23 protein-coding genes and 1 other annotated feature are annotated in these 22185 nt (G+C 41.9%); of the genes, 15 read left to right on the top strand and 8 right to left on the bottom strand.

Going from position 1 to position 22185, the window contains the following annotated elements; all coding sequences use genetic code 11:
• Positions 1-133: 133 nt before the first annotated feature.
• The 4 genes from D1970_RS20335 (at position 134) to D1970_RS20320 (ending at position 3280) form a co-directional block, all read left to right on the top strand.
• A complete protein-coding gene (locus tag D1970_RS20335) occupies positions 134-1108 on the top strand; it encodes a serine hydrolase domain-containing protein (protein ID WP_119114677.1) in 975 nt (324 codons plus the stop codon).
• Positions 1109-1274: 166 nt separating this feature from the next.
• Positions 1275-2030, top strand: coding sequence for a DUF2268 domain-containing putative Zn-dependent protease (locus D1970_RS20330; RefSeq protein WP_246370106.1), 756 nt, complete (start codon positions 1275-1277; stop codon positions 2028-2030).
• A gap of 128 nt (positions 2031-2158) precedes the next feature.
• Entirely contained in the window at positions 2159-2455 is a 297-nt protein-coding gene (locus tag D1970_RS20325; RefSeq protein WP_374978572.1) for a YuzI family membrane protein, read from the top strand.
• A 78-nt stretch (positions 2456-2533) separates the two neighbouring features.
• On the top strand, positions 2534-3280 hold the full coding sequence (locus D1970_RS20320) for a YjbA family protein (protein WP_119114676.1): 747 nt from the start codon (positions 2534-2536) through the stop codon (positions 3278-3280).
• A gap of 152 nt (positions 3281-3432) precedes the next feature.
• On the opposite strand, the gene trpS is transcribed toward D1970_RS20320, so the two are convergent.
• Both trpS and D1970_RS20305 read right to left on the bottom strand, forming a co-directional pair.
• Positions 3433-4422, bottom strand: coding sequence for a tryptophan--tRNA ligase (gene trpS / locus D1970_RS20310; protein ID WP_119114674.1), 990 nt, complete (start codon positions 4420-4422; stop codon positions 3433-3435).
• A 57-nt stretch (positions 4423-4479) separates the two neighbouring features.
• Positions 4480-4706: a binding site (T-box leader), on the bottom strand.
• Between the two features lie 77 nt (positions 4707-4783).
• Complete coding sequence (locus tag D1970_RS20305; protein ID WP_119114673.1) at positions 4784-5134, bottom strand: DUF3899 domain-containing protein; 351 nt, start codon at positions 5132-5134, stop codon at positions 4784-4786.
• A gap of 264 nt (positions 5135-5398) precedes the next feature.
• Between D1970_RS20305 and D1970_RS20300 the strand changes: the two genes are divergently transcribed.
• From D1970_RS20300 to oppF, 5 genes are all read left to right on the top strand, one after another.
• A complete protein-coding gene (locus tag D1970_RS20300) occupies positions 5399-7078 on the top strand; it encodes a peptide ABC transporter substrate-binding protein (RefSeq protein ID WP_119114672.1) in 1680 nt (559 codons plus the stop codon).
• A gap of 136 nt (positions 7079-7214) precedes the next feature.
• Positions 7215-8144: an oligopeptide ABC transporter permease gene (gene opp3b / locus D1970_RS20295; RefSeq protein WP_119114671.1), complete on the top strand. Its 930-nt coding sequence runs from the start codon at positions 7215-7217 to the stop codon at positions 8142-8144.
• A complete protein-coding gene (gene opp3C / locus D1970_RS20290; protein ID WP_119114670.1) occupies positions 8144-9172 on the top strand; it encodes an oligopeptide ABC transporter permease in 1029 nt (342 codons plus the stop codon). Before opp3b ends, opp3C begins: the two co-directional genes overlap by 1 nt.
• A 17-nt stretch (positions 9173-9189) precedes the next feature.
• Positions 9190-10224: an ABC transporter ATP-binding protein gene (locus D1970_RS20285; RefSeq protein WP_119114669.1), complete on the top strand. Its 1035-nt coding sequence runs from the start codon at positions 9190-9192 to the stop codon at positions 10222-10224.
• Between the two features lie 22 nt (positions 10225-10246).
• On the top strand, positions 10247-11188 hold the full coding sequence (gene oppF / locus D1970_RS20280; protein ID WP_119114668.1) for an oligopeptide ABC transporter ATP-binding protein OppF: 942 nt from the start codon (positions 10247-10249) through the stop codon (positions 11186-11188).
• Positions 11189-11275: 87 nt separating this feature from the next.
• Here the strand turns inward: oppF and D1970_RS20275 are convergent, their stop codons facing one another.
• Positions 11276-11461, bottom strand: coding sequence for a hypothetical protein (locus tag D1970_RS20275; RefSeq protein WP_119114667.1), 186 nt, complete (start codon positions 11459-11461; stop codon positions 11276-11278).
• A 166-nt stretch (positions 11462-11627) separates the two neighbouring features.
• Between D1970_RS20275 and D1970_RS20270 the strand changes: the two genes are divergently transcribed.
• The 6 genes from D1970_RS20270 to pepF all read left to right on the top strand — a co-directional run bounded on the left by D1970_RS20270 (position 11628) and on the right by pepF (position 18952).
• Positions 11628-12197 (top strand): N-acetyltransferase, encoded by a 570-nt coding sequence (locus tag D1970_RS20270; RefSeq protein WP_119114686.1) that lies wholly within the window; start codon positions 11628-11630, stop codon positions 12195-12197.
• A 433-nt stretch (positions 12198-12630) separates the two neighbouring features.
• A complete protein-coding gene (gene spxA / locus D1970_RS20265) occupies positions 12631-13026 on the top strand; it encodes a transcriptional regulator SpxA (RefSeq protein WP_119114666.1) in 396 nt (131 codons plus the stop codon).
• Between the two features lie 279 nt (positions 13027-13305).
• Positions 13306-13977, top strand: a complete 672-nt coding sequence (gene mecA, locus D1970_RS20260) for an adaptor protein MecA (protein ID WP_119114665.1) — start codon at positions 13306-13308, stop codon at positions 13975-13977.
• 99 nt (positions 13978-14076) lie between these two features.
• Positions 14077-15588, top strand: coding sequence for a cardiolipin synthase (gene cls, locus D1970_RS20255; protein ID WP_119114664.1), 1512 nt, complete (start codon positions 14077-14079; stop codon positions 15586-15588).
• A 219-nt stretch (positions 15589-15807) separates the two neighbouring features.
• The gene (locus D1970_RS20250) at positions 15808-17049 is read left to right on the top strand and encodes a competence protein CoiA (protein ID WP_181213294.1); all 1242 of its coding nucleotides are present in this window, start codon (positions 15808-15810) and stop codon (positions 17047-17049) included.
• An 85-nt stretch (positions 17050-17134) separates the two neighbouring features.
• Positions 17135-18952, top strand: coding sequence for an oligoendopeptidase F (pepF, locus tag D1970_RS20245; protein ID WP_119114662.1), 1818 nt, complete (start codon positions 17135-17137; stop codon positions 18950-18952).
• Positions 18953-18982: 30 nt separating this feature from the next.
• On the opposite strand, the gene D1970_RS22545 is transcribed toward pepF, so the two are convergent.
• The 5 genes from D1970_RS22545 to D1970_RS20225 all read right to left on the bottom strand — a co-directional run bounded on the left by D1970_RS22545 (position 18983) and on the right by D1970_RS20225 (position 22159).
• Positions 18983-19159 carry a hypothetical protein gene (locus D1970_RS22545; protein WP_181213293.1) on the bottom strand — a complete coding sequence of 59 codons (177 nt, stop codon included), beginning with the start codon at positions 19157-19159 and terminating at the stop codon, positions 18983-18985.
• 299 nt (positions 19160-19458) lie between these two features.
• On the bottom strand, positions 19459-20334 hold the full coding sequence (locus tag D1970_RS20240; RefSeq protein ID WP_119114661.1) for a ClpXP adapter SpxH family protein: 876 nt from the start codon (positions 20332-20334) through the stop codon (positions 19459-19461).
• Complete coding sequence (locus D1970_RS20235) at positions 20334-20738, bottom strand: globin domain-containing protein (RefSeq protein WP_119114660.1); 405 nt, start codon at positions 20736-20738, stop codon at positions 20334-20336. The genes D1970_RS20240 and D1970_RS20235 overlap by 1 nt, the downstream gene beginning before the upstream one ends.
• Positions 20739-20906: 168 nt before the next feature.
• Positions 20907-21530 (bottom strand): lytic transglycosylase domain-containing protein, encoded by a 624-nt coding sequence (locus D1970_RS20230; protein ID WP_119114659.1) that lies wholly within the window; start codon positions 21528-21530, stop codon positions 20907-20909.
• 26 nt (positions 21531-21556) lie between these two features.
• Entirely contained in the window at positions 21557-22159 is a 603-nt protein-coding gene (locus D1970_RS20225) for a CYTH domain-containing protein (RefSeq protein WP_119114658.1), read from the bottom strand.
• Positions 22160-22185 lie beyond the last annotated feature (26 nt).

Below are 22185 nucleotides of genomic sequence, written 5' to 3'. Positions count from 1 at the left end.
CATTCAAATCAGTTACATTTAAGGGACTATCAGCTGCATGAAGAATGGTATACTCTAATAAGATAGTGTATATGGGGGGATTAACCTGAAAAAAGATTTTGCGATAGATAATATTGAAAAAGCAATCAATAGGATGGAAGAATTCTCAGGTGCCATATGGTTAACTAAAGGAAATGAGGTCATTTATAGCAAGGCCAATGGTTATGCCAACAGGGCGGAAGGATTGCCGAACGTTGTCAACACAAGATTTGGGATTGCCTCTGGATGCAAACTGTTCACATCCATTGCAATCTGCCAGCTGGTTGAGAAGGGGATTCTTTCTTTTCAAACCAGGCTAAGAGATTGTTTGGATATCAATTTTCCGAATTTTGATGAACGGATAACGATCCATCATCTTTTAACACACACCTCTGGCATTCCGGACTACTTTAATGAAGAGATCATGGCTGATTATGAAGACCTTTGGAAAGCGCGACCAACATATTTGATGAAAAGCCCAAAAGATTTTCTTCCTATGTTTCAAGACAACGATATGATGTTCAATCCCGGAGAAAAATTTCATTACAATAATGCTGGTTTTATCATACTAGGGCTGATTATTGAACAGCAGACTGGTCGTGAATTTACCGACTATGTTCAATCGGAAATTTTCAGGCCGTGCAGGATGGAGTCTTCAGGTTATTTTTCATTGGACAGCCTTCCGAAAAATACCGCCTATGGATATATCGATAATAAAAAGGATGGAACCTGGAGAACAAATATATTCTCAATACCCGTAACAGGCGGTGCTGACGGAGGAGCCTTCATTACAGCACCCGAGATGATCAGGTTATGGGAAGGTTTACTGAACTATGAATTATTGGGTGAGGCGAATACGAATGCTTTGTTCAACCCCCATGTGCAAGTCAAAGATCACGTTTTTTATGGATATGGATTGTGGATCAATAAAAGGGAAAATAATATTTTCAAGTATCACGTGATGGGGTATGACCCGGGAGTCAGCTTCCATTCCGCAGTTTATCCCGATTTGGGATTGAAGCTCGTTGTGCTTTCAAACAAGGGCAGTGGTGCTTATGAAGTAATAAGTGAAATTGAGTCATTTATTTGATATTGCTACTGCCCCCTTTAGGTTATGGGGGCAGTTTTTTTTAACAATGGTTATATTTATTGGTTATCCATTAAAAAAATCCTAACTTCCTTGGTGGGATATACATAAATATATAAGGAACTACGACACAGGGGGAGAAATCAATGGGGTAACGCGGACTGATTTATTGCTCAATAAGCATTTTAAGAATCCAGAAGAACTTTGTGAAAAGCTGATGCCTGACTTCAGGTCAGACAAGGGATTCAATAAGTATGAGTTTATGCGTGGTTTTGGCATGTACAGACCAGGAAGAGGAAGCTGGGCAACTTTTGAGGAATTAAAAGAGAAAGACATTTGGGGTAAAACCGATCGGATTTATAAAAAATACAAGTCCCGGTGGAAGGGACCGGACATCCCGGTAAATATCTTTCCTATGGATCTCTCCAATGAAAGATTGATGAATGAGGGAAGAGGGAAGTCTGGTGTGTCTTTTCGCGACAGTCTATTCCTATTTTTAACTCCAATTGAGGATGAAAAGCAGCTGGAAGCCCTATTTATCCATGAATATCATCATGTATGCAGGCTGCAGGCCCAAAAGAAAAGTATTCGGGATAATACCCTTCTGGATTCCATTGTCCTCGAAGGGCTAGCTGAGCATATCGTGGAATTGGAAATTGGAAGAGAGAATGGCGCTCAGTGGTGTGACCGTTATAGTGAGGAACAGCTTTTGCCTTATTGGAAACAATCTATTTCTAAAAATCTCGAAGTAAAAAAACATGAGCCGCTTCATGACAAAATCCTGTTTGGGATAGGGAGATATCCAACGCTGCTAGGGTACGCAGCTGGCTATGATTTAATCAGAAAATATAAACAGAAAAAAAAACTGACAATAAAAGATTCAATTGACTTGCCAGCAGTCACCTTCAGAGAGTTTGTTCCTTAAATGCTCCCGCATATTCGCGAATGGAAAGAGAGAATCCTGATTGGGATTCTCTCTCCCCGGATATGACGGCTCACTGACTAGGATATTAACTTATATTTAATACATACCTCACAAGTTTCTTCATATATATGGTAAAAAGGACAGGCCGGGGTGGAGAGCGATGCGGCAGTTACAAGGCAATTGGAAAGAAAGGCAGATCGGCAGTGGTTAGGTTGTTTTTCCTTCTCACTGGATTTGGCTTTGCAGTTATCGGTGGAATCAGTGTCATTGCCTATTTAAATATGCTGCCGGCAGGAAATGGCGTAGCAGAATATCTTCTTTTTATCTCCGGCAGAATTGAGTGTTATCTCCTTCCGGCGGGGATCTTGTCCATTTGGCTAGGGATATATATTACAGGGAACCGGGATGAAAATCACTTTTCCTAAACATATCATATAAGGAATAATTTTACTTGCAGCTGACCATACTGTTACCAAACAGTATGCTGAAGCGAGGGGTTATATATGTTGTATCTTCATGATGTTTGGGTGAATTGGTTTGAAGGAGAGGAAAATGGCTACAATATTTGCCATTTCCATGAGTGGCGAAAAGATGACGGCGTAGAGCTCCTGGATCAGGTACCGTTGCTGAAAATCGATTCTGTCCTGTTCCGCTATATTGAAAACGATTTATCTGAATTGCCGCAGCAACTCCTCGATGATATTTACCGTAAGGCATTTCTAAGAAAAAACCATGAACGGAAACAACTTGATCATTGTTTCGTTGTTTCGGATGGAGTTGGAATCCTGGCTGTAGATACCATTGGATACAATATTCCCATCAGGAAAAGCCGGCTGATTCCAAGGCAGGAGCAGCTTGTCTATGAAATGATTGAAAGCCAGGAAACAAAAACTTATAATTTTAATGACCAATCAGCACTGAAAAATTTCCATATCCTTTCTCCAGCCCCAGAATTAATGCAAGGGCTTACACGGAAAGAAAGGCAGCTGAAGCAGCTTCTTTTTATGGCCCTAGACCAGCTGCAGTCATCGGGTAACACGGCAGAGGTAAGATATTGGCTTACCGAATGGTGTCCTGAGAAATATGAAGATATCCAGCAGCAGTCATTCGAGCAGGCTTGGGAGCAATTGTTCAACGAAACGAGGTACAGTTGGTCAAAGAAACATGAAGCATTCTGTGAGAATATCATAAAAGGGCAGCCATTTTTCGAAAAGCTTTGGGAAATGGAGCATGGCCCGAAAGTTAATTAAGTGAAAGAAACTTATACGCTTGCTCATCATAAGAAAAAACTCTGGAAAAACATAAAAAGATCCAGCCGGACTCACCAGGAGAGGGCTGGATCTTTTTATGTTTTTCCAGGAAGACCATTTTGAGTTCTAAGCGTCCCCTGAACAGCCGTGCATTATCTTCTTTTCCTTCCAAGCCCCATTGCATTTTCCATTTTCGAAAGCATCTTTCCTGCAGCTTTGTTGGCCTTTTCCGCACCATGGTCAAGAATATCATCCAACTCTTTTGAGTCTACAAGGCTGCGGTATTTTTCCTGGATCGGCTCAACAACATTAACGATAATATCAGCAACGTCTGCTTTGAATTCGCCATATCCCTTGTCAGAGTATTCCTGTTCTAGCTGTTCCACTGTTTTTCCTGAAAAAATGGAATAAATGGATAAAAGATTGGAAATTCCAGGTTTGTTTTCTTTGTCGAATTTTACGATGCCGTCAGAATCGGTAACTGCGCTTTTTATTTTTTTCACAATTTGCTTCGGATCGTCGAGCATTGAGATAAATGCTTTTTGGTTAGGATCAGATTTGCTCATTTTCTTTGTCGGTTCCTGCAGGGACATAACCCTAGCCCCAATCTTTGGAATCCTGACTTCAGGCACTGTGAATATTGAGTTGTATTTGTTATTGAATCTCTCGGCAAGATTCCTGGTCAATTCAAGATGCTGCTTTTGGTCCTCGCCGACAGGAACAAGATCTGTGCCATAGAGAAGAATGTCGGCAGCCATCAGCGGAGGGTACGTAAGCAATCCTGCAGGAATAGCTTCCTTACCGGCGGATTTGTCCTTGAACTGGGTCATTCTTTCAAGCTCCCCGATATAGGCGACACACTGCATCATCCATCCGGCCTGGGCATGTGCCGGGACTTCCGACTGGATGAACAGGGTTGCTTTCTCGGGATCAATTCCCGATGCAATGTACAGTGCTGCCAGGCTGCGGATGTTCTTTCTAAGCGCAAGCCTGTCCTGGGGCACCGTAATCGCGTGCTGATCAACAATACAGAAATAACAATTGTATTCGTTCTGGAGCTCGACAAACTGTTTGAGTGCTCCGATATAGTTGCCAAGGGTAATGGTTCCGCTTGGCTGGATTCCCGAAAAAATCGTTTTCATTGAATCTTCACTCCTATTATGGTCTTGGATATAAAAAAGACCATTCGTCCCTATAACGATAGGGACGAATGGTCCGTGGTGCCACCCTAATTGCCCGAAGCCGGGCCACTTTCCCATGTGCAAAGTGCACATGGACCTTTTAACGCAAGGCATACGGCCGCAGATACTGATATTCCCTGCGGAAGCTCTAAAGTCCATTCCTGCTGTATGGCTGTTTGTTTCCACCGCCCACAAACTCTCTGAAAACCGGAAACAGCAGTACTACTCTTCGTCATGGCTTCTTCAAATAGGTTTACAATTTTTCGTGTTTAGAGAAATTATAATGTTTGGTATAGAGTAAATCAAGAGATGCCCCATGAACTTACATATAATAGGCAGCTAATGCCACTAGCATAAGCAGCATATTTCCGAGTCCAGCCCAGGCTAGAGGGAAATAATTAAAAGATATGATCTCGGATAATGGCATCATTTCTTCCTTAGGTCCAGTATCAAGTTTTTCCCGTGAAGCGAAAATCTGCCTGAATGATTTCGAAACATTATCGAAAAAGCCGGTATTTACTGTGTAGACGATCAGGGAAACGAACAGCAAGCTGCTTGCGATATAAAAAGAGTAATTGATATAGTGCAGCAGGCTGATTTCTCGCTGGAAAACGATAGAAAACAGGAATGTCAGGATTTGTGAGGCACCAATTAAATAAATGATTTTTCTCATTGCGAAGAATTTCACCTTTAAATTATTATTTTGTTTAAAGCTTTAATTCGGTAATGCACTTAAATATTACAATATTTTTTAGACGAATGAAAACCTTATTGATGCTTATAAGTCACTATTATAGCATATTTTTCGCCGTTAATTTATTTCGAATATTTCAAGTGTGTAAATTTTTGTAGAAAAAATATTGAACATTTTTTTGACTAAATGTATAATAGGGAATGTAAAAAGTTTTCAGAAAAATAAATAAAAGGGGGATTACACTTGAAGAAGTCAAAATTTTCGCTGCTTTTAGTCCTTACCCTAGTATTCTCTTTGTTCCTGTCAGCGTGCAGTGGCAGCAAGGATACATCGGGAGATAAGGAAAAAGGTGAATCAGCAAGCAATGTCAAACAGGAAATCAAAATGCTTGATACCTCGGAAATTCCTACAATGGATACAAGCCTTGCAGAAGGTTCAACAAGCTTTACTTACATCGCTAACGTAGGTGAAGGCCTGTACCGCCTGAACAAGGATCACAAGCCAGCTCCGGCATTGGCTGATGGAAAGCCAAAAATCTCTGAAGACAAGAAAGTCTTCACTTTCAAACTGCGTGAAGCAAAATGGTCCAATGGAGACCCTGTCACTGCAGAAGACTTCGTTTTTGCATGGCAGCGTGCAATTGACCCTAATACGGCTTCTCCTTATGGCCCTTACATGATGAATGGAAAGATCAAAGGTGCTAATGAAATCACTGAAGCTGGTGCAGCAAATAAAGAGTACGATCTTAACACACTTGGAATTAAGGCTCTAGATGAGAAGACTCTTGAAGTAACTCTCGAACAGCCATTTGTATATTGGGAAGATTTATTCGCTTTCCCTACTTTCTACCCGCAAAACAAAAAGTTTGTTGAAGAAAAAGGCAAAGCTTATGCAAGCAATGCCGGAAACCTTCTGTACAACGGACCGTTCAAATTGACTAAGTGGGAAGGCACAGCTGCTACCGACTGGGTTCTTGAAAAGAATGAAGACTATTGGGATGCCAAAAACGTTAAGCTAGAAAAGATTTCTGTAAACGTTGTTAAAGATTCCAACTCTGCTGTCAATGCTTTTGAAGCAGGCGAAACTGATATGACTGGCCTTCTATCCTCTGACATCGTTCCAGAGTACGAAGGTGACGACCGTATGGTCAGCTGGCTTGAGCCAACTGTGTTCTGGCTGAAAATGAACCAGCAGAACAAAGCGCTTAAGAACGTAAATATCCGTAAAGCGATTGCTCAAGGATTCAATAAGAAAGACCTTGCTTCAAGCATTTTGAACAACGGATCCATTCCAGCGAACTACTTTGTACCAAAAGACTTTGTTGAGTTCGATGGCAAAGATTTCCGCGAAAAGAATGGCGATTTGATTAAATATGATGTAAAAGCTGCTAAAGAAGCATGGGAAAAAGGCTTGAAAGAACTTGGCGTAGACAAACTTGAAATCCGTTACCTTGGCGGAGATACTGAAGCTGCCAAGAAGACTGACTCTTACATGAAAAACCAATTGGAAAAGAACCTTCCAGGATTGACTGTCAAGCTTGAAAGCGTTCCGTTCTCTGTCCGCCTTGAGCGCGACAACTCACAAGACTATGATCTCCAGTTTGCTGGATGGGGACCAGACTATGGTGACGCAATTTCCTTCACTGACCTGTGGTTGACTGGCGGAGGAAGCAACAGAATGGATTACTCCAACCCTAAGTATGATGAACTGGTTAAGAAAGCTCAAACTGAATATGCTACTAAGCCAAAAGAAAACTGGGAAGCACAGCAAGAAGCTGAAAAAATCATGCTGGAAGATGCAGGCGTTGCTCCAGTTTACCAGCGTGCAGCTAACATCCTTCTAAACCCTAATGTTAAAGGCCTTGCGATCTACAACTATGGCCCAGACTACGGATTCAAGTGGGTAGAAGTAAAAGGCGAATAGTAAGCAAATTCTTCTCGCAGAGTAAATAAATTACTATTAGTCGGAAGAGAGTATATTGTGAAAATATACTCTCTTTTTCCCTGTAAGCTAAATGTCGGAATAAAGGAAATTTTGAAATAATATAGGAGGTGCACATATGGGAAAATACCTGGCAAAAAGGTTTCTATATATGTTTATCACTCTTTTTCTAATCGCTTCCCTGACTTTCTTCCTGATGAAAATCATCCCAGGGACGCCATTCGCGAGTGCCAACAAACTTTCTCCAGCTCAAATGCAAATCATGAAAGCTAAATATGACCTTGATAAGCCAGTGCCAGTCCAATATGTAACATATATAGGAAAAATGGCAAAAGGAGACCTAGGGATTTCTTTCCAGTTCAACAATACGCCAGTCAGTGAGTTAATGTTCAAGCGCCTTGGACCTTCAGCCCAGCTCGGATTTCAGGCAGTGTTCTTCGGGACTTTGGTGGGTCTTGTACTCGGTGTATTTGCAGCATTAAGGCAAAATACCTGGGTCGATTATGGTGCGACATTTTTGGCAGTACTCGGAAAGTCTATTCCAAACTTTGTTTTTGCAGGACTCCTCCAATATTATGTGGGTGTTAAACTTGGATGGCTACCTGTATTGTTCTGGAAAGGCTTTGAGTATACAATTATGCCGACCATTGCGCTTTCCATGTTCCCAATTGCCATTTCTGCCCGTTTTATGAGGACGGAAATGATCGATGTTCTCGGCACTGACTATATAACTCTCGCAAAAGCAAAAGGAGCGAGTTTCTTTGAAATTGCATTCAAGCATGCACTAAGGAATGCTCTTATTCCTTTGGTGACCGTTCTTGGACCGCTTGCGGTATCAATGATGACAGGTTCGCTGGTTATTGAACAAATTTTTGCGATTCCTGGACTCGGAGAACAATTCGTAAAAGCTGTAAGCGTCAATGACTATCCAGTAATAATGGGGACCACCATGTTGTTTGCATTCCTGTTCGTCATTGTTATTCTGGTAGTTGATATTTTGTACGGTATTATTGATCCGCGGATCAGGTTGTCAGGGGGTAGCAAATAATGGCACAAACAGAAACAAATAACCAAAAGCAACGCTTCCAGCCAGCCATTATTGATTCATCCAAGAGTGAAGAAATCAACAAGCCCAGCCTGAATTTTTGGCAGGACGCCTGGCTCCGTGTAAGAAAGAATAGAGCAGCCATTGCAAGTATCATCATTATGTTTATCGTAATCTTTCTTGCTTTTGTTGGCCCTCTTTTTAGCGGCAAGCAGTTTGACACACAAAACGTATCGCATAACCATCTTCCGCCAAGGATTCAGGGATTAGAGAAGATAAGCTGGCTACCGTTTGACGGAACAGAAGTGAACAGGGCTGGCAAAGAAGTGAACGTGTATGAGAAAAGAGGAATCGACGAGTACTACTGGTTTGGAACCGATACACTTGGCCGGGATATTTTCACACGTGTGTGGAAAGGGACGCAAATCTCCCTCTATATAGCTTTTCTGGCTGCTATCATTGACTTGGTTGTCGGGGTTTCCTATGGGGCGGTATCAGGTTACTATGGCGGCAGGCTAGATAATATCATGCAGAGGATTACTGAAGTCCTGATTGGGATACCAACACTGGTCATTGTCATTTTGATGATCCTCGTGCTGGAACCAGGAATAATCTCCATTGCAGTCGCGTTGTCTGTCACTGGCTGGGTCGGTATGGCGCGGGTTGTCCGTGCTCAAGTGCTCAAGGTAAAAGAACAAGAATTCGTTCTTGCATCAAGGACGTTGGGGAATTCACATAAATCAATCATATATAAGCATATATTGCCTAACCTTGCAGGCGTCATTATCATCAACACAATGTTCTCTATTCCAAACGCTATTTTCTTCGAAGCTTTCCTGAGTTTTATCGGTCTAGGACTCCAGGATCCGAAGGCGTCACTTGGAACGCTTGTTAATGAAGGATTTAAAGTGCTGCGTCTGCATCCGCATGAAATGATTGTACCGGCAACGGTCATTAGTATTTTAATGGTAACCTTTAATATGCTGGCAGACGGTTTTAGAGATGCTCTGGATCCAAAAATGCGTGATTAATAAGGCAGGTGGAGAAAATGACTAATATTCTAGAAGTGAAAGATTTAAATATTTCGTTCCATACGTTTGCAGGAGAGGTGCAAGCTATCAGAGGCGTTAACTTTGAGCTGAAAAAGGGAGAGACTTTGGCGATTGTTGGGGAATCCGGTTCAGGGAAATCGGTCACAACTAAAGCTATTATGAGACTTCTTCCTCCGGGTAACTCGGAAATCAAAGCTGGTCAAATTCTATTTGACGGCAAAGATCTAACAAAGCTTACAGACCGCCAAATGCAAAAAATCCGTGGTAAGGATATTTCAATGATTTTTCAAGATCCGATGACATCCCTGAATCCGACAATGACAATCGGGAAGCAAATCATGGAACCATTGATCAGGCACCAGGATATGAGCAAAGCGGCAGCAACGGAAAGAGCGCTCCAGTTGCTTCGCCTAGTTGGAATACCAAAGCCTGAGCAGAGGATTAAGCAGTATCCCCACCAATTTTCTGGGGGGATGAGACAAAGGGTTGTCATTGCGATTGCACTCGCCTGTAATCCGAAGGTATTAATTGCTGATGAACCGACAACGGCCCTTGATGTTACGATTCAGGCCCAAATTCTTGAGTTGATGAAGGATTTGCAAAACAAGATTGATACTTCCATTATTTTCATCACCCATGACCTCGGTGTCGTGGCCAATGTTGCCGATCGTGTTGCTGTTATGTACGGTGGAAAGATTGTAGAAATTGGTACCGTTGATGAAGTATTCTATAATCCGCAGCATCCGTATACATGGGGCTTGATCAGTTCGATGCCAAGCCTTGATGCAAAGGAAGAGGAACTTTATGCAATCCCAGGAACGCCTCCCAATCTGCTTCATCCGCCTAAAGGTGATGCTTTTGCGCCGCGGAATGAATATGCGATGCAAATTGATCTGGAGGAACAGCCTCCTATGTTCAAAATTTCCGATACACACTACGCAGCTACATGGCTTCTGCATCCCGATGCTCCAAAGGTCGAGCCGCCTGCAGCAGTGGTAAAGAGAATGCGCAAGTTTTCTGAGATGAAATAAAGGAGCAGGGAGGAGCAGCCAAATGCAGAATCAAGAGAAATTGCTCGAGATTAGAAATTTAAAACAATATTTTAATATCGGGAAACCGAATGAAGTAAAAGCGATAGATGGAATATCTTTTGACATCTATAAAGGAGAGACGCTTGGACTTGTCGGTGAGTCAGGATGCGGAAAGTCGACAACTGGCAGGACAATCATCAGGCTGTATGAAGCGACAGACGGCCAAGTGTTTTTCAAGGGAGAAAATGTCCATGGGAAAAAGTCCAGGAAAGATCTGAAAAAGTTTAACCGAAGCATACAAATGATTTTCCAGGATCCTTATGCATCGCTAAACCCTAGGATGAAAGTCTCGGATATTATAGCAGAGGGAATCGACATCCATAACCTTGCGAAAAGCAATAAGGAACGGATGGATCAAGTTTATGAACTGCTGGAAACAGTAGGGCTGAATAGAGAGCATGCAAACAGGTATCCGCATGAATTCTCCGGTGGACAAAGACAGAGAATCGGCATTGCCAGGGCGCTTGCTGTCCAACCAGAATTTATCATAGCTGATGAGCCTATTTCGGCTTTAGATGTATCCATTCAGGCACAAGTTGTCAACCTGATGAGGAAACTCCAAAAAGAAAAAGGGTTAACGTACTTGTTTATTGCCCATGACCTTTCGATGGTGAAATATATAAGTGATCGCATAGGGGTTATGTATTTCGGAAGGCTCGTAGAACTTGCACCAGCTGAAGAGTTATACAGCAATCCGCTTCATCCTTATACAAAGTCCCTGTTGTCAGCGATACCAGTCCCGGATCCTGAAACTGAGCGTACACGCCGTAGGTTTGCCTATGATCCATCCTCCCATAAGTATAGCGAGAATGAAGAAGTGAGCATGAAGGAAGTGAGACCAGGACATTTTGTTTATTGCTCAGAGCTGGAACTGAAAAAATACAAGGAAGAGTCTAAGAGCTAAAAAAAACGATCTCAAATTTGAGATCGTTTTTTCTTAGTTTAATGGTTTATTTTTCTTAATGCAGGGTATATAAAAAATCTGGGACGTTTACTTTTTCTGACCTCCAACAGTCTTCCATCCGGTTTGCATTCTGGCAGACTGGTCCACAAATTCCGATTTGCGTTTGCCTCCAAACAATTTTTCGCCAATACCGTTGGTTACTACACCCATTACAGCGGTGATGCCAATAACAAGAAGTGCGACAATCGTCAAATCTGTAATGTATCCACCCATTCGACATACCTCCAACATTTGTCTGATTTATGATAAATGACCCGTGACAATATTCAATTTGTTTCTTCCCTTTTATTTTAGCGGATTGGGCTGGTATTTGAAAGCGGCAAATACTATGTCGGTGGAAAAGCACAACAAGAAAAAAAGAAACGAAGGGAGCAATACAATGCATTGGTATGAAAAGCTAAATCAGTATTTTCCTATAGAGGAAATGAAGTCACAACAGCATATGGAAACTTTGTTGAAAGAACATCCTGAAATGTATCACAAAGACGAGGGACCTAACCATGTGATGATGTATGCTGAGCTCGAGGACTTCGTATTTATAGATTATTTGTTTGTATCAAAAAATGCCAGGGGCCAGCGCTTGGGACACAAGCTGTTAAATAGCTTAAAGGGAAAAGGGAAACCAGTCATTTTGGAAGTTGAGCCCATAAATTATGAGGACACTGATACAGAAAAAAGGCTGAAGTTCTATAAAAGAGAAGAATTCCAGCATGCTAGTACAGTTGGGTATAAGAGAAGGTCGCTTGCCACAGGGGAAATAAACACAATGGAAATTCTTTATTGGACTCCTGTTGAGAGTTCTGAAGTGGCTGTATACGAAGCAATGAAAAAAACGTATCATTTGATTCACACCTATAAAGATAACGAAATTTATGGAGAATCCTATGATCCGGTTGAGGAAGTACTTTCCATCAAGACTCCAGCTGAAAATTTGCTTGAGGAAGTATAAGTCAATCAGCAGCTGATTAGGTTTTCATTCTCACTATTGTAATTGAGAATGAAAACCTGGGATCTAATGTTTAATCGTATGATCTGGCGGGTACATGTAAAGGGAAGATTAGAATAATATGTGACAATCACCGGTATCACCTCCCTAAATGTGCTTCATTCCACGAATAGTTTAATGACACAAGAGGGTAGCGTGGAGAAAAAATAAAAAAAGATGAAACTTTTTGTGAACCCATCCGTCTTATAGTAGGGCGGCAAAAAGTTACATAAAAACTTTTTTATAATTTTATCGAAAAGGATACCCATAATTCTTTTGTTGGTGTATAATTTAAATGTAGAAATTACTATATTAAATTAATTTTAATGTGGAAATGCCGCACAATTGCAAACAAGCAAATTATATATGTTATCTTAAAGGGAGTGTGAATTAGCCAATGGTCACTTTATACACTTCACCAAGTTGTACCTCGTGCAGAAAAGCAAAATCATGGCTTGAAGAACATGAAATTCCATACCAGGAACGAAATATTTTTTCAGAACCTTTGTCCATCGATGAAATCAAGGAAATTCTCAGAATGACAGAAGATGGAACAGATGAAATCATTTCAACCCGCTCTAAAACATTCCAAAAGCTGGATGTCAATCTTGAAACAATGCCACTCCAGGATTTGTTTGAATTAATTAAAGATAATCCAGGATTGCTAAGGCGGCCAATCATTATTGATGAAAAGCGCCTGCAGGTTGGATACAATGAGGATGAAATCCGCAGATTCCTGCCGAGAAAAGTCCGCACGTACCAGCTTCGTGAAGCTCAGCGTTTAGTTAATTAAAAGACTTGCCCCGGTTTTTATTAACCGGGGCTTTCCTTATGTTCAGACTGAAAAGATCTTTTTCTGGGTACCAGCGGGTTTTTTTATTCAGAGGAGATTTTATTTCCCAAAAGGTGTTTTTTATCATAAAATAGAAGTACAAGATTGGTACTCTATTTGCGTTTCCTATATTAAAGTTCTTTTGATTTGAAAAACGGCAATATGGGTAAAGATATATAAATAAGCTTTACGGGGGTATTTTGTCCCTTCAATCCTTGACCTGGAAGGGAGAGATAAAGAATGGAAATTGAACGCATTAATGACCACACGGTAAAGTTTTATATTTCTTATATGGATATAGAGGAACGCGGATTTGACCGTGAGGAAATATGGTACAATCGCGAACGGAGTGAAGAACTTTTTTGGGAAATGATGGATGAAATTCATCATGAAGAAGAGTTTGCTGTCGAAGGGCCATTATGGATTCAGGTCCAGGCACTGGAAAGAGGCCTTGAGGTTCTCGTAACCCGCGCCCAGCTCACTAAAGATGGCCAAAAATTTGAGTTGCCCATCCCGGATGAAAAGTTAAAGGATTATCCGGTTGATGAAAGGATAGAAGAACTTCTTGACCAGCATTTTAATCCGAAAGGCCCTGACGGGGAGGAAGCAGTTTTTGAAGATGAGCTTGACTTTCTGCTTGTGTTCAAGGATTTTGAGGATCTCATATCGCTGTCGAAACGTTCGTTCCTGGATAGTATAAGTACATCGCTGTTCAGTTTTGAGGGAAGGTATTATCTATATGTTGATTTCCCGGAGGAAGAGTTTGAGGACGAGGAAGAAATTGATGATTTGCTTAGTGTTCTCCTGGAATACGGACAGGAATCAAGTGTAACCATCCATCGCCTTGAGGAATACGGTAAAAAAATCATTGAAAAGGATGTCTTTACCGTATTAAGGGAATACTTTTCCTGATGGTAGGCCGATTTCAGCAATGAAATCGGTTTTTTAATATATAAATTTAACATGCTTGCTGATATGAGCGGCAATTGATTGAGAAATAAAGGAGATCACATGAAAAACACAGTTAGAATTATTATATTTTTGGTCCTGCTGGGGGCTGTTTATTATTTTATTAATGATACTTTGAAAAACAATTTTCTTGGCTATGCCAGTCTATTTATGTCTCTTTCCGTAATTTTTATCGGGTTTGTGATTTTCATTGAGAACCGTCATCCAACTCAGACGCTTACGTGGCTGGTTGTGCTCGGAAGTTTTCCGCTTGTGGGCTTTATTTTTTACTTGCTTTTTGGACGGAGCTACCGGAAAGAAAGAATGTTCCGGAGAAAATATTTTCTTGATAAGCAGGCTTTCTTAATGGTTGAAGGTGATTCGGAAAGAGCGAATATGGAAAAATTGATGAAAATGGGCGGACAGCACCAAAAACTTTTCAGCCTTGCACAAAAAATAGGAAACAGCCCGATTTCATTTGCCAGTTCAACTGAAGTACTGGCAAATGGCGAAGAAACATTTGGCTGTATTCTTGAAGAATTGAAAAAAGCTACCAATCATATTCATCTTGAATATTATATTGTTCGCCACGACAGGATTGGTGAGGAAATCAAGGATATTCTCATTGAGAAAGCGAAGCAGGGAGTGAAAGTCAGGTTCCTGTACGATGCTGTTGGCTCGTGGAAGTTATCAAAAGAGTATATTGAGGGTTTACGCGTAGCAGGAGTTGAAATGGTTGAATTTGGCCCAGTGACGCTTCCCTTCCTAAACAGCAAGTTTAATTTTAGAAACCACCGGAAAATTATCGTTATCGATGGATCTGTCGGCTTTGTAGGCGGTCTCAATATTGGAGATGAATACCTAGGCCGTGATACTCATTTTGGTTTTTGGCGGGATACGCATATGCTGGTTAAAGGGGAAGCTGTTCGGAGCCTTCAGTTGATTTTTCTTCAGGACTGGTACTATATGACGAACGAAAGCTTTTTGACCCCTGAGTACCTTTCACCGCTTTTGCACGGACAGGATGATGGAGGGGTGCAATTAATTGCCGGAGGGCCTGATAATGAATGGAGTGTCATAAAGCATATTTTTTTCTCGATGATTGCTTCAGCAAAAAAGACAGTCTGGATTGCTTCACCATACTTTATTCCGGATGAGGACATATTAACGGCCATTAAAGTTGCGTCATTGAGCGGAATAGATGTCAGGCTGCTCGTTCCGCAGCGCCCTGACAAGCAGATTGTTTTCCATGCTTCCAGATCTTACTTCCCAGCTCTTCTTGATGCAGGAGCCAAAGTTTATGAATATAAAAAGGGGTTTATGCATAGCAAAATTGTCATAGTTGATGGAGAACTAGCTTCGATTGGTACTTCAAATATGGATATGCGCAGCTTTCACCTGAACTTTGAAGTGAATGCGTTCCTGTATCAGACCGACAGTGTCAAACGTCTCTCTGATGAGTTTGAAAAAGATATATTGGATGCAGTGCAAATTAATGGAGAAGAGTTTAACCGCCGCCATTTCGGATATCGCTTGATTGAGTCTACAGCAAGGCTGCTATCGCCACTTTTGTAAACGTCATATTAGCATCCATCTTCTCATTGTTTAAAAGGGAATGGAGCGGTATATTCAAGGATCGTCATTACTTAGCCAGTTTGTGCTAAAGTGATGGCGTTTTTTTTGTCGTACTTTTATCGAGCTTCTTCAAAATCTCTCAATCTGTGAAATTTTTATGGCAGGAAGGATTTTGAACCAATCCAGAGAATGATATTTGGAGAAAGGAGGAGAAATTGGATGCTAGTTGCACAACAGCAAAATGGCAAGCGCATTTCCCTTGGGGAACGCTGGGAAAAAGCTGAATTGGAAAACCGGAGAAATTCTGAAGTGTTCTTCTGCCCTGAATGTGGTGGAAAAATGTTAATGAAGCTTGGTACAAAAAGAGTGAGGCATTTTGCTCACCAAAGGGGTGAAGGTTGCCCTGCTGAGTGGGAGAACGAAACAGACTACCACCTTAACGGGAAGCTAAAGCTTTACCAATGGCTGATACAATCAGGCCTGGATGCAGAACTGGAGAAGTATGATCCCTCGAGCGGTCAAAGGGCGGATATCCTGATAGACTGGAAGGGAAAGAAATGGGCTTTGGAGTTTCAATGTTCCCCGGTCTCGGAGGAATTGTTCAAAAAGCGGACGGATGGTTATGTGGAAAGCGGCATTACACCCATTTGGATACCCGGGGGTAAAAGCTTGAAAAGAACATCTGCTAAAACCGTTTCACTTAATAGCTTTGAAGCATTGTTTTTAAGGAGGAACAGAATGGGATGGTACATTCCTTCCTATTGCCCGGAAGCGGATGTATTTATTTTATTGACAGGAATTCTCCCTGTCTCCGAACGAAGAATGATTGCCGGATTTTCGGCCGTACCCCCGAATAGCATGGACCCATCATATTTAATTGATCCTAAACCCTTTCACATATGCTCGATTTTTGAATGGAACCGCGAGGTACATCGATTCAAAAGAAGCCTTACAGCCTACAATAATAGAGGAAAGCTGAGTAAATTTTTAAATGAACTGTATATCAACCGTTTGAACCTTCACCTACTCCCCACTGAAGTTGGCCTGCCATTGCAATCCTCTCTGTATATCGAAACTCCCCCAGTTATATGGCAATCCTATTTGTATATCGATTTAATGCGTATATTTTATGAGAAAGGCCGTGTGTCACGCTCGGCTATTTACAGCACATTTTTACTTAGGATCCGGAAGGGGGAGATTGCAATCAGACAATTGCCGCTTGAAAAGGAAAGCCACTTTCGGTTTGCTGTTGATGATTACTTGGAGCTTCTCGTCCAAACTGATTCACTCCTGAAATGTAGTTCTGATTTCTTTCAGCCTGCTGATTCTTTATTAGAACAAACTTCTCCGGATTGGGAGAGCTCGGCGAAAAAATTTTATGCTCTGCATGGAAGCACGATACTTAAGTTTCTAAATTCAAGCCATTTCGTTAATGAAACCTTCAAAAGAAGTGTAAAATAAACATACGAATTCCCTATAGAAGGAGTTCCTGTCTTAATTGTGAAATATAGATCTACTGTGAGATGAAGCAGAACGGAGGATGAAGATGGCCAGCGAAGCTAATGTGAAAAAACTGCCGGCAAGAAATGAAGTTCCAGTGGAAGATACATGGAGGCTGGAAGATATTTTTCCAGATGACCAGGAATGGGAAAAAGAATTTTCAGATGTAAAAGAGTTAGTGCCGGGCATCCAGGATTTTCAAGGGAAACTTGGCGAATCTGCAGACAGTTTGCATCAGTCTCTCCAATACCAGGACCGGCTCCTTGAGCGGCTGGGGAGATTGCATACTTATGCCCATATGAGATATGACCAGGATACAGGGAATGCTTTCTACCAGGGCCTTGACGATCGAATCAAGACGTTATATACCCAGGCCGGGGCGGCACTGGCTTTCATTGTACCAGAAATCCTTTCAATTGATGAGCAGAGAATAAAAGCCTTTCTTGAAGAAAAACCAGATTTGAAGCTATATAGCCATGCGCTCGAGGAAATTAATCTGCAAAGGCCCCATATTTTATCTGCCGGGGAGGAAGCACTCCTGGCGCAGGCATCCGAGGTGATGAATTCTTCGTCTTCAACATATGGAATGCTGAACAATGCCGATTTGGAGTTCCCGTCCATTAAGGATGAAAATGGGGATGAGGTAGAAATCACTCACGGGCGCTATATTACTTTTCTTGAGAGCGGAGACCGTGCTGTACGTGAAAATGCTTTTAATGCTGTTTATAGAACATACTGCCAATTTAAAAATACATTGGCAAGTACGCTCAGCGGGACAGTAAAAAAAGATAATTTCAATGCAAGGGTACATCATTATAATTCCGCCAGGCACTCTGCACTATCTGCGGACAATATCCCGGAAGCAGTCTATGATAATCTTGTTGGAACAGTGAATGATCATTTGCCTCTTCTGCACCGCTATTTAAAGCTGCGCAAAAAAGTGCTTGGTGTCGACCGTCTTCATATGTATGATTTGTACACACCGTTAGTAAAGGATGTAAAGATAGATATCTCCTATTCCGATGCTAAGGAAATGATCCTCAAGGGGCTTGAACCTCTCGGAAGTGAATATAATGCAGTCCTAAAGGAAGGTTTTGAAAATCGCTGGGTAGATGTCCATGAGAACAAAGGAAAGAGGAGTGGCGCTTATTCATCAGGAGCCTATGGAACGAATCCATATATTCTTATGAATTGGCAGAACAACGTAAATAACCTGTTTACACTGGCGCATGAATTCGGGCATTCTGTCCACAGCTATTATACAAGAAAGACACAGCCATACGCTTATGGGGATTACTCCATTTTTGTAGCCGAGGTAGCTTCAACCTGCAATGAGGCATTGCTGAATGAGTATCTGCTGAAGACCATTAATGATGAGCAAAAGCGCCTCTACCTGCTGAATCACTACCTTGAAGGATTCAGAGGGACAGTTTTCCGTCAGACGATGTTTGCCGAGTTTGAACACCTCATCCATCAAAAGGCGCAGAATGATGAAGCGTTGACTGCCGAATCATTTACAAAAGATTATTATGAACTGAACAGGAAATATTTTGGGACTGAATGCATGGAAATCGATGAAGAAATTGGCCTCGAATGGTCCAGGATTCCACATTTTTATTATAATTATTACGTATACCAATATGCCACTGGCTTCAGTGCAGCTACTGCCTTAAGCAAACAAATTCTTGAAGAAGGCAGTCCGGCAGTAAATCGCTATATTGAGTTTCTGAAATCAGGGAGTTCGGACTATCCGATTGAAGTCCTGAAAAGAGCAGGTGTCGATATGACAAGCCCGCAGCCAGTTGAGGATGCCTGCAAGGTTTTTGAGAAAAAGCTTGCAGAAATGGAGGATATTCTCTCCTAAGTCCCGGCTGCGTTTCCTATGGGAGGTCTCTCAAAAACCTTTGAATTTTTTTCGATCAGTCATATAAATGAAAAATACGAGCAAAGACAAAAACAGGATGGGGGAGCTGATGTATAGCGGAACGATGTGCATCAGCCCCAATAGCTGCAGGCAAAGAGAAAACAGGATTGAAATGAGGATGATTGCCAGGTGGAGATTTCGTTTCATTTCACATTCCTCCTAAAAGATGATACTGTAAATTTTATGCTGTTCCGTACACATGCATGTACGCTTTATGACAATATTGTGAAATAGTGTACATGCGTATTGTTTAACAGCCATATGCATGGTATATTTATCTCGTGAAGTTGATCACAAGCAAACATATACCCCTTTGTTTGACCGTGAAAAATTTCTCCCATCCCCTTTGTTCGTATTAATATAGAAAAAGGCCTTGCCAGCAACCGGTGCTGCAAGGCCTTTTTCTGCATTTTTATTTGAAAAATAACCGCACTTCCAAAGTGCGGTTAAATATCATTATATCGCCAAAACATTCCATATTTAGCTGGAATTTGCTCTACTTTTTGTTTGAGAAGCAATTTTTTCAGTTCTTTTTCTGCCTTGTTCATAGTGATATCATACACAACGGAGACTTCTTTCGTCGCGACAGTACGATAATGCTTCAAAAAAGATTCCAGGGGCGGAGGAGTGGAGCGTTCAGGCCTTTCGGAAAGCATTTCTTCGAGGATTTGAACGTAGACCTCGTATGGGTAGTAGCCAGTAACCTTAATTCCTTCTTCTTCAATATTTGAATTGAAGAACACAAGGGTCGGGATCTCTTCAACATCCATTTCTGAAGTGATTTTCATGTCGCATTGAAAAGCACGTGCTGCGCTGTCGGAATGGATATCAGTAACGAACTCCTCAACATCAAGCCCTACACTTCTTGCGCATGACTTCAATATATCGAAGCTGGAGACATTTTGCTTTTCAAGAAACAGGACCTCTTGAAGCTTTCGCAAAAAGAGGATTCCTTTTTTTCTGCCTTGCAGTTCCGCCGACTTGATTGCGATAGAAGCGAGGTAAGGAGAAGACACTGGGTTTTCAAACCAAAGATTCCCATCGCATGACATCCCTGTCCTGCTTGCTGTCCTTTCCCATAACTCCGCGATTGTATCATAGCGTTTCTTTCTTCCCATGTTTAAGGTGGCCAGCTTGCCGCTTAGTATATGACGAAGCGAAAAGTATTTACCGTATTCTATCTGCAGCTTTTTCATGATGGGCTCCAAAGCCCAGCACTCGGGACAGAGCGGATCCACAAACATATAAATCTCAAGCGGTTTTTTTTCCGGCCCTGAGCAGTGGGGAACATCTGGATTCAATAATTCTTTTCGTTTCCACATCACGGACCCTCACCATTTTTCCCTTGATCTGGCGTATTGATCATATGCTGGGCTGTCAAAGCGAGCCTGTGGAAAAAATATTCCCTTAGCTCTCCTTCAAGCCCGCATTCATCCATGGCTTCCCTCATGCATGTTAGCCATGCGGCCGCTCTTTTTGGCGTGATTTCAAACGGCAGGTGGCGTGCTCTAAGCATAGGGTGCCCATGCTCATTTGTATATAGAGGCGGTCCGCCTAAATATTGAGTAAGAAACTGCTTTTGCTTTCGAGCTGTTTCCGTAAGGTCATCAGGAAAAATAGGAGCAAGATCAGGATGCTGTGCTACCCGGCTGTAAAAAAGGTCAATAAGCTGGTGCAGCATGGCTTCGCCGATGGCTTCGAACGGTACAGGCGTATTCTCGACCATTTAGATAACTCCTTTTTATGTTTTATGTTATATATTTTAGCAATGCAAAATATTTATCTCAAACAAACAGCTTATGCGACCCACAAGCAGTCGTAAAGCCTTCGCTAATAATGTACACAAAAAAGCCGCTCCTTACCACTTATAGGCAGAGGAGCGGAGAATGGAATTTTATCCAGTGTAAGAATTAGTCACTTTTCTGACGTAATTCTGTGTTTCGCTAAATGGCGGGATACCGCCGTATTTATCCACGTTGCCGGGGCCTGCATTATAGGCTGCAAGGGCCAACTCAATGTTCTCATTATAACGGTCAAGCATCTGGCGCAAATACTTGCTACCTGCGTGGATGTTCTCAGCAGGATCGAACGGATTCTGGACACCGAGTCCCCTTGCAGTTTGGGGCATGAGCTGCATTAGCCCGGAAGCGCCAGCTTGGCTTACTGCGTTTGGATTGAAGTTGGATTCCTTTTCAATCACTGCTTTGATCAGCTTGGCGGGAATGTTATACTTCGCTGAAGCATCTTCAATAATGGCATCAAAATTGGTTTTCTTGCCTGAAAGCTTGGTCAATTGGATTGGTGGAAGGGCAGGGCCGGTGATTTGCATTCCCGAAACAGAAGGCAGAATGTCCCCTTGATTGAGAGGCCCGCTGGCGCCATATGCGACGGCCTTTGTCGCCCCTAGGAAATCCTCCAGCAGGCTGCTGAAGTCTCCTGCCTGTCCGGAAGCGGGGTTCCTGCTGAAATTCTGCAATGCGTGAAGCTCAAGCATAATCTTTAGCTGATTTACATCCATAGTGCTCACCTGACTATCTTGAAATTTTATAGGATTTTATCCTGCTGGCGCAGGTCTGAATACTTTTGCTTATAAAAACGCTTAATTTTATTATCGGTTTTCCTCATAGGAATTTTAAGTGTTTCAAGAAGCTCCCTGAAAATTTCAAACCCTCTTTTCTCATCTGTCACTTCGTATTCTATTTCATAGTCTTCTGAATTTAAATAGGTACTATGGTCAAGGACTATAAGGCCGCCTTCATAAGCCTTTTCAGCGCGCTCTGTTGCCAGCGACCCGAAGCATGACAATTCAACCGGGTTTGTTACGAGGCGTGATACACCTTCCTTTACGGGTCCTTCCGGCAGGATGGACGATTCCTTCATTATCATCATGGCAGCTTCGTCGATTTTCTGATTGGTTTCAAGGAGCCCTATTTCAGCCGGCTGCTTTAATGTCAGCTCAAGACACTGCGCCTTTTGGCGGATTCTTAAGGCACATCCGTGGTTTTTTAAAGAAAAGGATGGGGTATCGAAATAATGGTTGACTTGTGTAGAAAAGTCTTCTGGCCCAATATTAAAAAATGACTTCAGAAGTTCAAACTCCGCAAATGAAAGAATATTTTTAAATTCAATCTCGATATTCTCAGTCATAGTGTGACTCCTTTCTCATACATCTC

Source organism: Mesobacillus zeae (genome assembly GCF_003570705.1).
GTDB classification, from domain to species: domain Bacteria; phylum Bacillota; class Bacilli; order Bacillales; family Cytobacillaceae; genus Mesobacillus_C; species Mesobacillus_C zeae.
The sequence above is the reverse complement of the archived record's forward strand: the minus strand, read 5'-3'. Positions and strand labels throughout refer to the sequence as shown.

Bases quoted from the DNA above. Each gene is read 5' to 3' on its own strand.
- D1970_RS20285 (WP_119114669.1), top strand. From the start codon at position 9,190: ATGACTAATATTCTAGAAGTGAAAGATTTAAATATTTCGTTCCATACG.
- D1970_RS20240 (WP_119114661.1), bottom strand. From the start codon at position 20,334: ATGTGGAAACGAAAAGAATTATTGAATCCAGATGTTCCCCACTGCTCA.
- trpS (WP_119114674.1), bottom strand. From the start codon at position 4,422: ATGAAAACGATTTTTTCGGGAATCCAGCCAAGCGGAACCATTACCCTT.
- opp3C (WP_119114670.1), top strand. From the start codon at position 8,144: ATGGCACAAACAGAAACAAATAACCAAAAGCAACGCTTCCAGCCAGCC.
- oppF (WP_119114668.1), top strand. From the start codon at position 10,247: ATGCAGAATCAAGAGAAATTGCTCGAGATTAGAAATTTAAAACAATAT.
- D1970_RS20270 (WP_119114686.1), top strand. From the start codon at position 11,628: ATGCATTGGTATGAAAAGCTAAATCAGTATTTTCCTATAGAGGAAATG.
- D1970_RS20235 (WP_119114660.1), bottom strand. From the start codon at position 20,738: ATGGTCGAGAATACGCCTGTACCGTTCGAAGCCATCGGCGAAGCCATG.
- D1970_RS20305 (WP_119114673.1), bottom strand. From the start codon at position 5,134: ATGAGAAAAATCATTTATTTAATTGGTGCCTCACAAATCCTGACATTC.
- cls (WP_119114664.1), top strand. From the start codon at position 14,077: ATGAAAAACACAGTTAGAATTATTATATTTTTGGTCCTGCTGGGGGCT.
- spxA (WP_119114666.1), top strand. From the start codon at position 12,631: ATGGTCACTTTATACACTTCACCAAGTTGTACCTCGTGCAGAAAAGCA.
- mecA (WP_119114665.1), top strand. From the start codon at position 13,306: ATGGAAATTGAACGCATTAATGACCACACGGTAAAGTTTTATATTTCT.
- pepF (WP_119114662.1), top strand. From the start codon at position 17,135: ATGGCCAGCGAAGCTAATGTGAAAAAACTGCCGGCAAGAAATGAAGTT.
- D1970_RS20275 (WP_119114667.1), bottom strand. From the start codon at position 11,461: ATGGGTGGATACATTACAGATTTGACGATTGTCGCACTTCTTGTTATT.
- D1970_RS20325 (WP_374978572.1), top strand. From the start codon at position 2,159: ATGGTAAAAAGGACAGGCCGGGGTGGAGAGCGATGCGGCAGTTACAAG.
- D1970_RS20230 (WP_119114659.1), bottom strand. From the start codon at position 21,530: ATGGATGTAAATCAGCTAAAGATTATGCTTGAGCTTCACGCATTGCAG.
- D1970_RS22545 (WP_181213293.1), bottom strand. From the start codon at position 19,159: ATGAAACGAAATCTCCACCTGGCAATCATCCTCATTTCAATCCTGTTT.
- D1970_RS20320 (WP_119114676.1), top strand. From the start codon at position 2,534: ATGTTGTATCTTCATGATGTTTGGGTGAATTGGTTTGAAGGAGAGGAA.
- opp3b (WP_119114671.1), top strand. From the start codon at position 7,215: ATGGGAAAATACCTGGCAAAAAGGTTTCTATATATGTTTATCACTCTT.
- D1970_RS20225 (WP_119114658.1), bottom strand. From the start codon at position 22,159: ATGACTGAGAATATCGAGATTGAATTTAAAAATATTCTTTCATTTGCG.
- D1970_RS20335 (WP_119114677.1), top strand. From the start codon at position 134: ATGGAAGAATTCTCAGGTGCCATATGGTTAACTAAAGGAAATGAGGTC.
- D1970_RS20250 (WP_181213294.1), top strand. From the start codon at position 15,808: ATGCTAGTTGCACAACAGCAAAATGGCAAGCGCATTTCCCTTGGGGAA.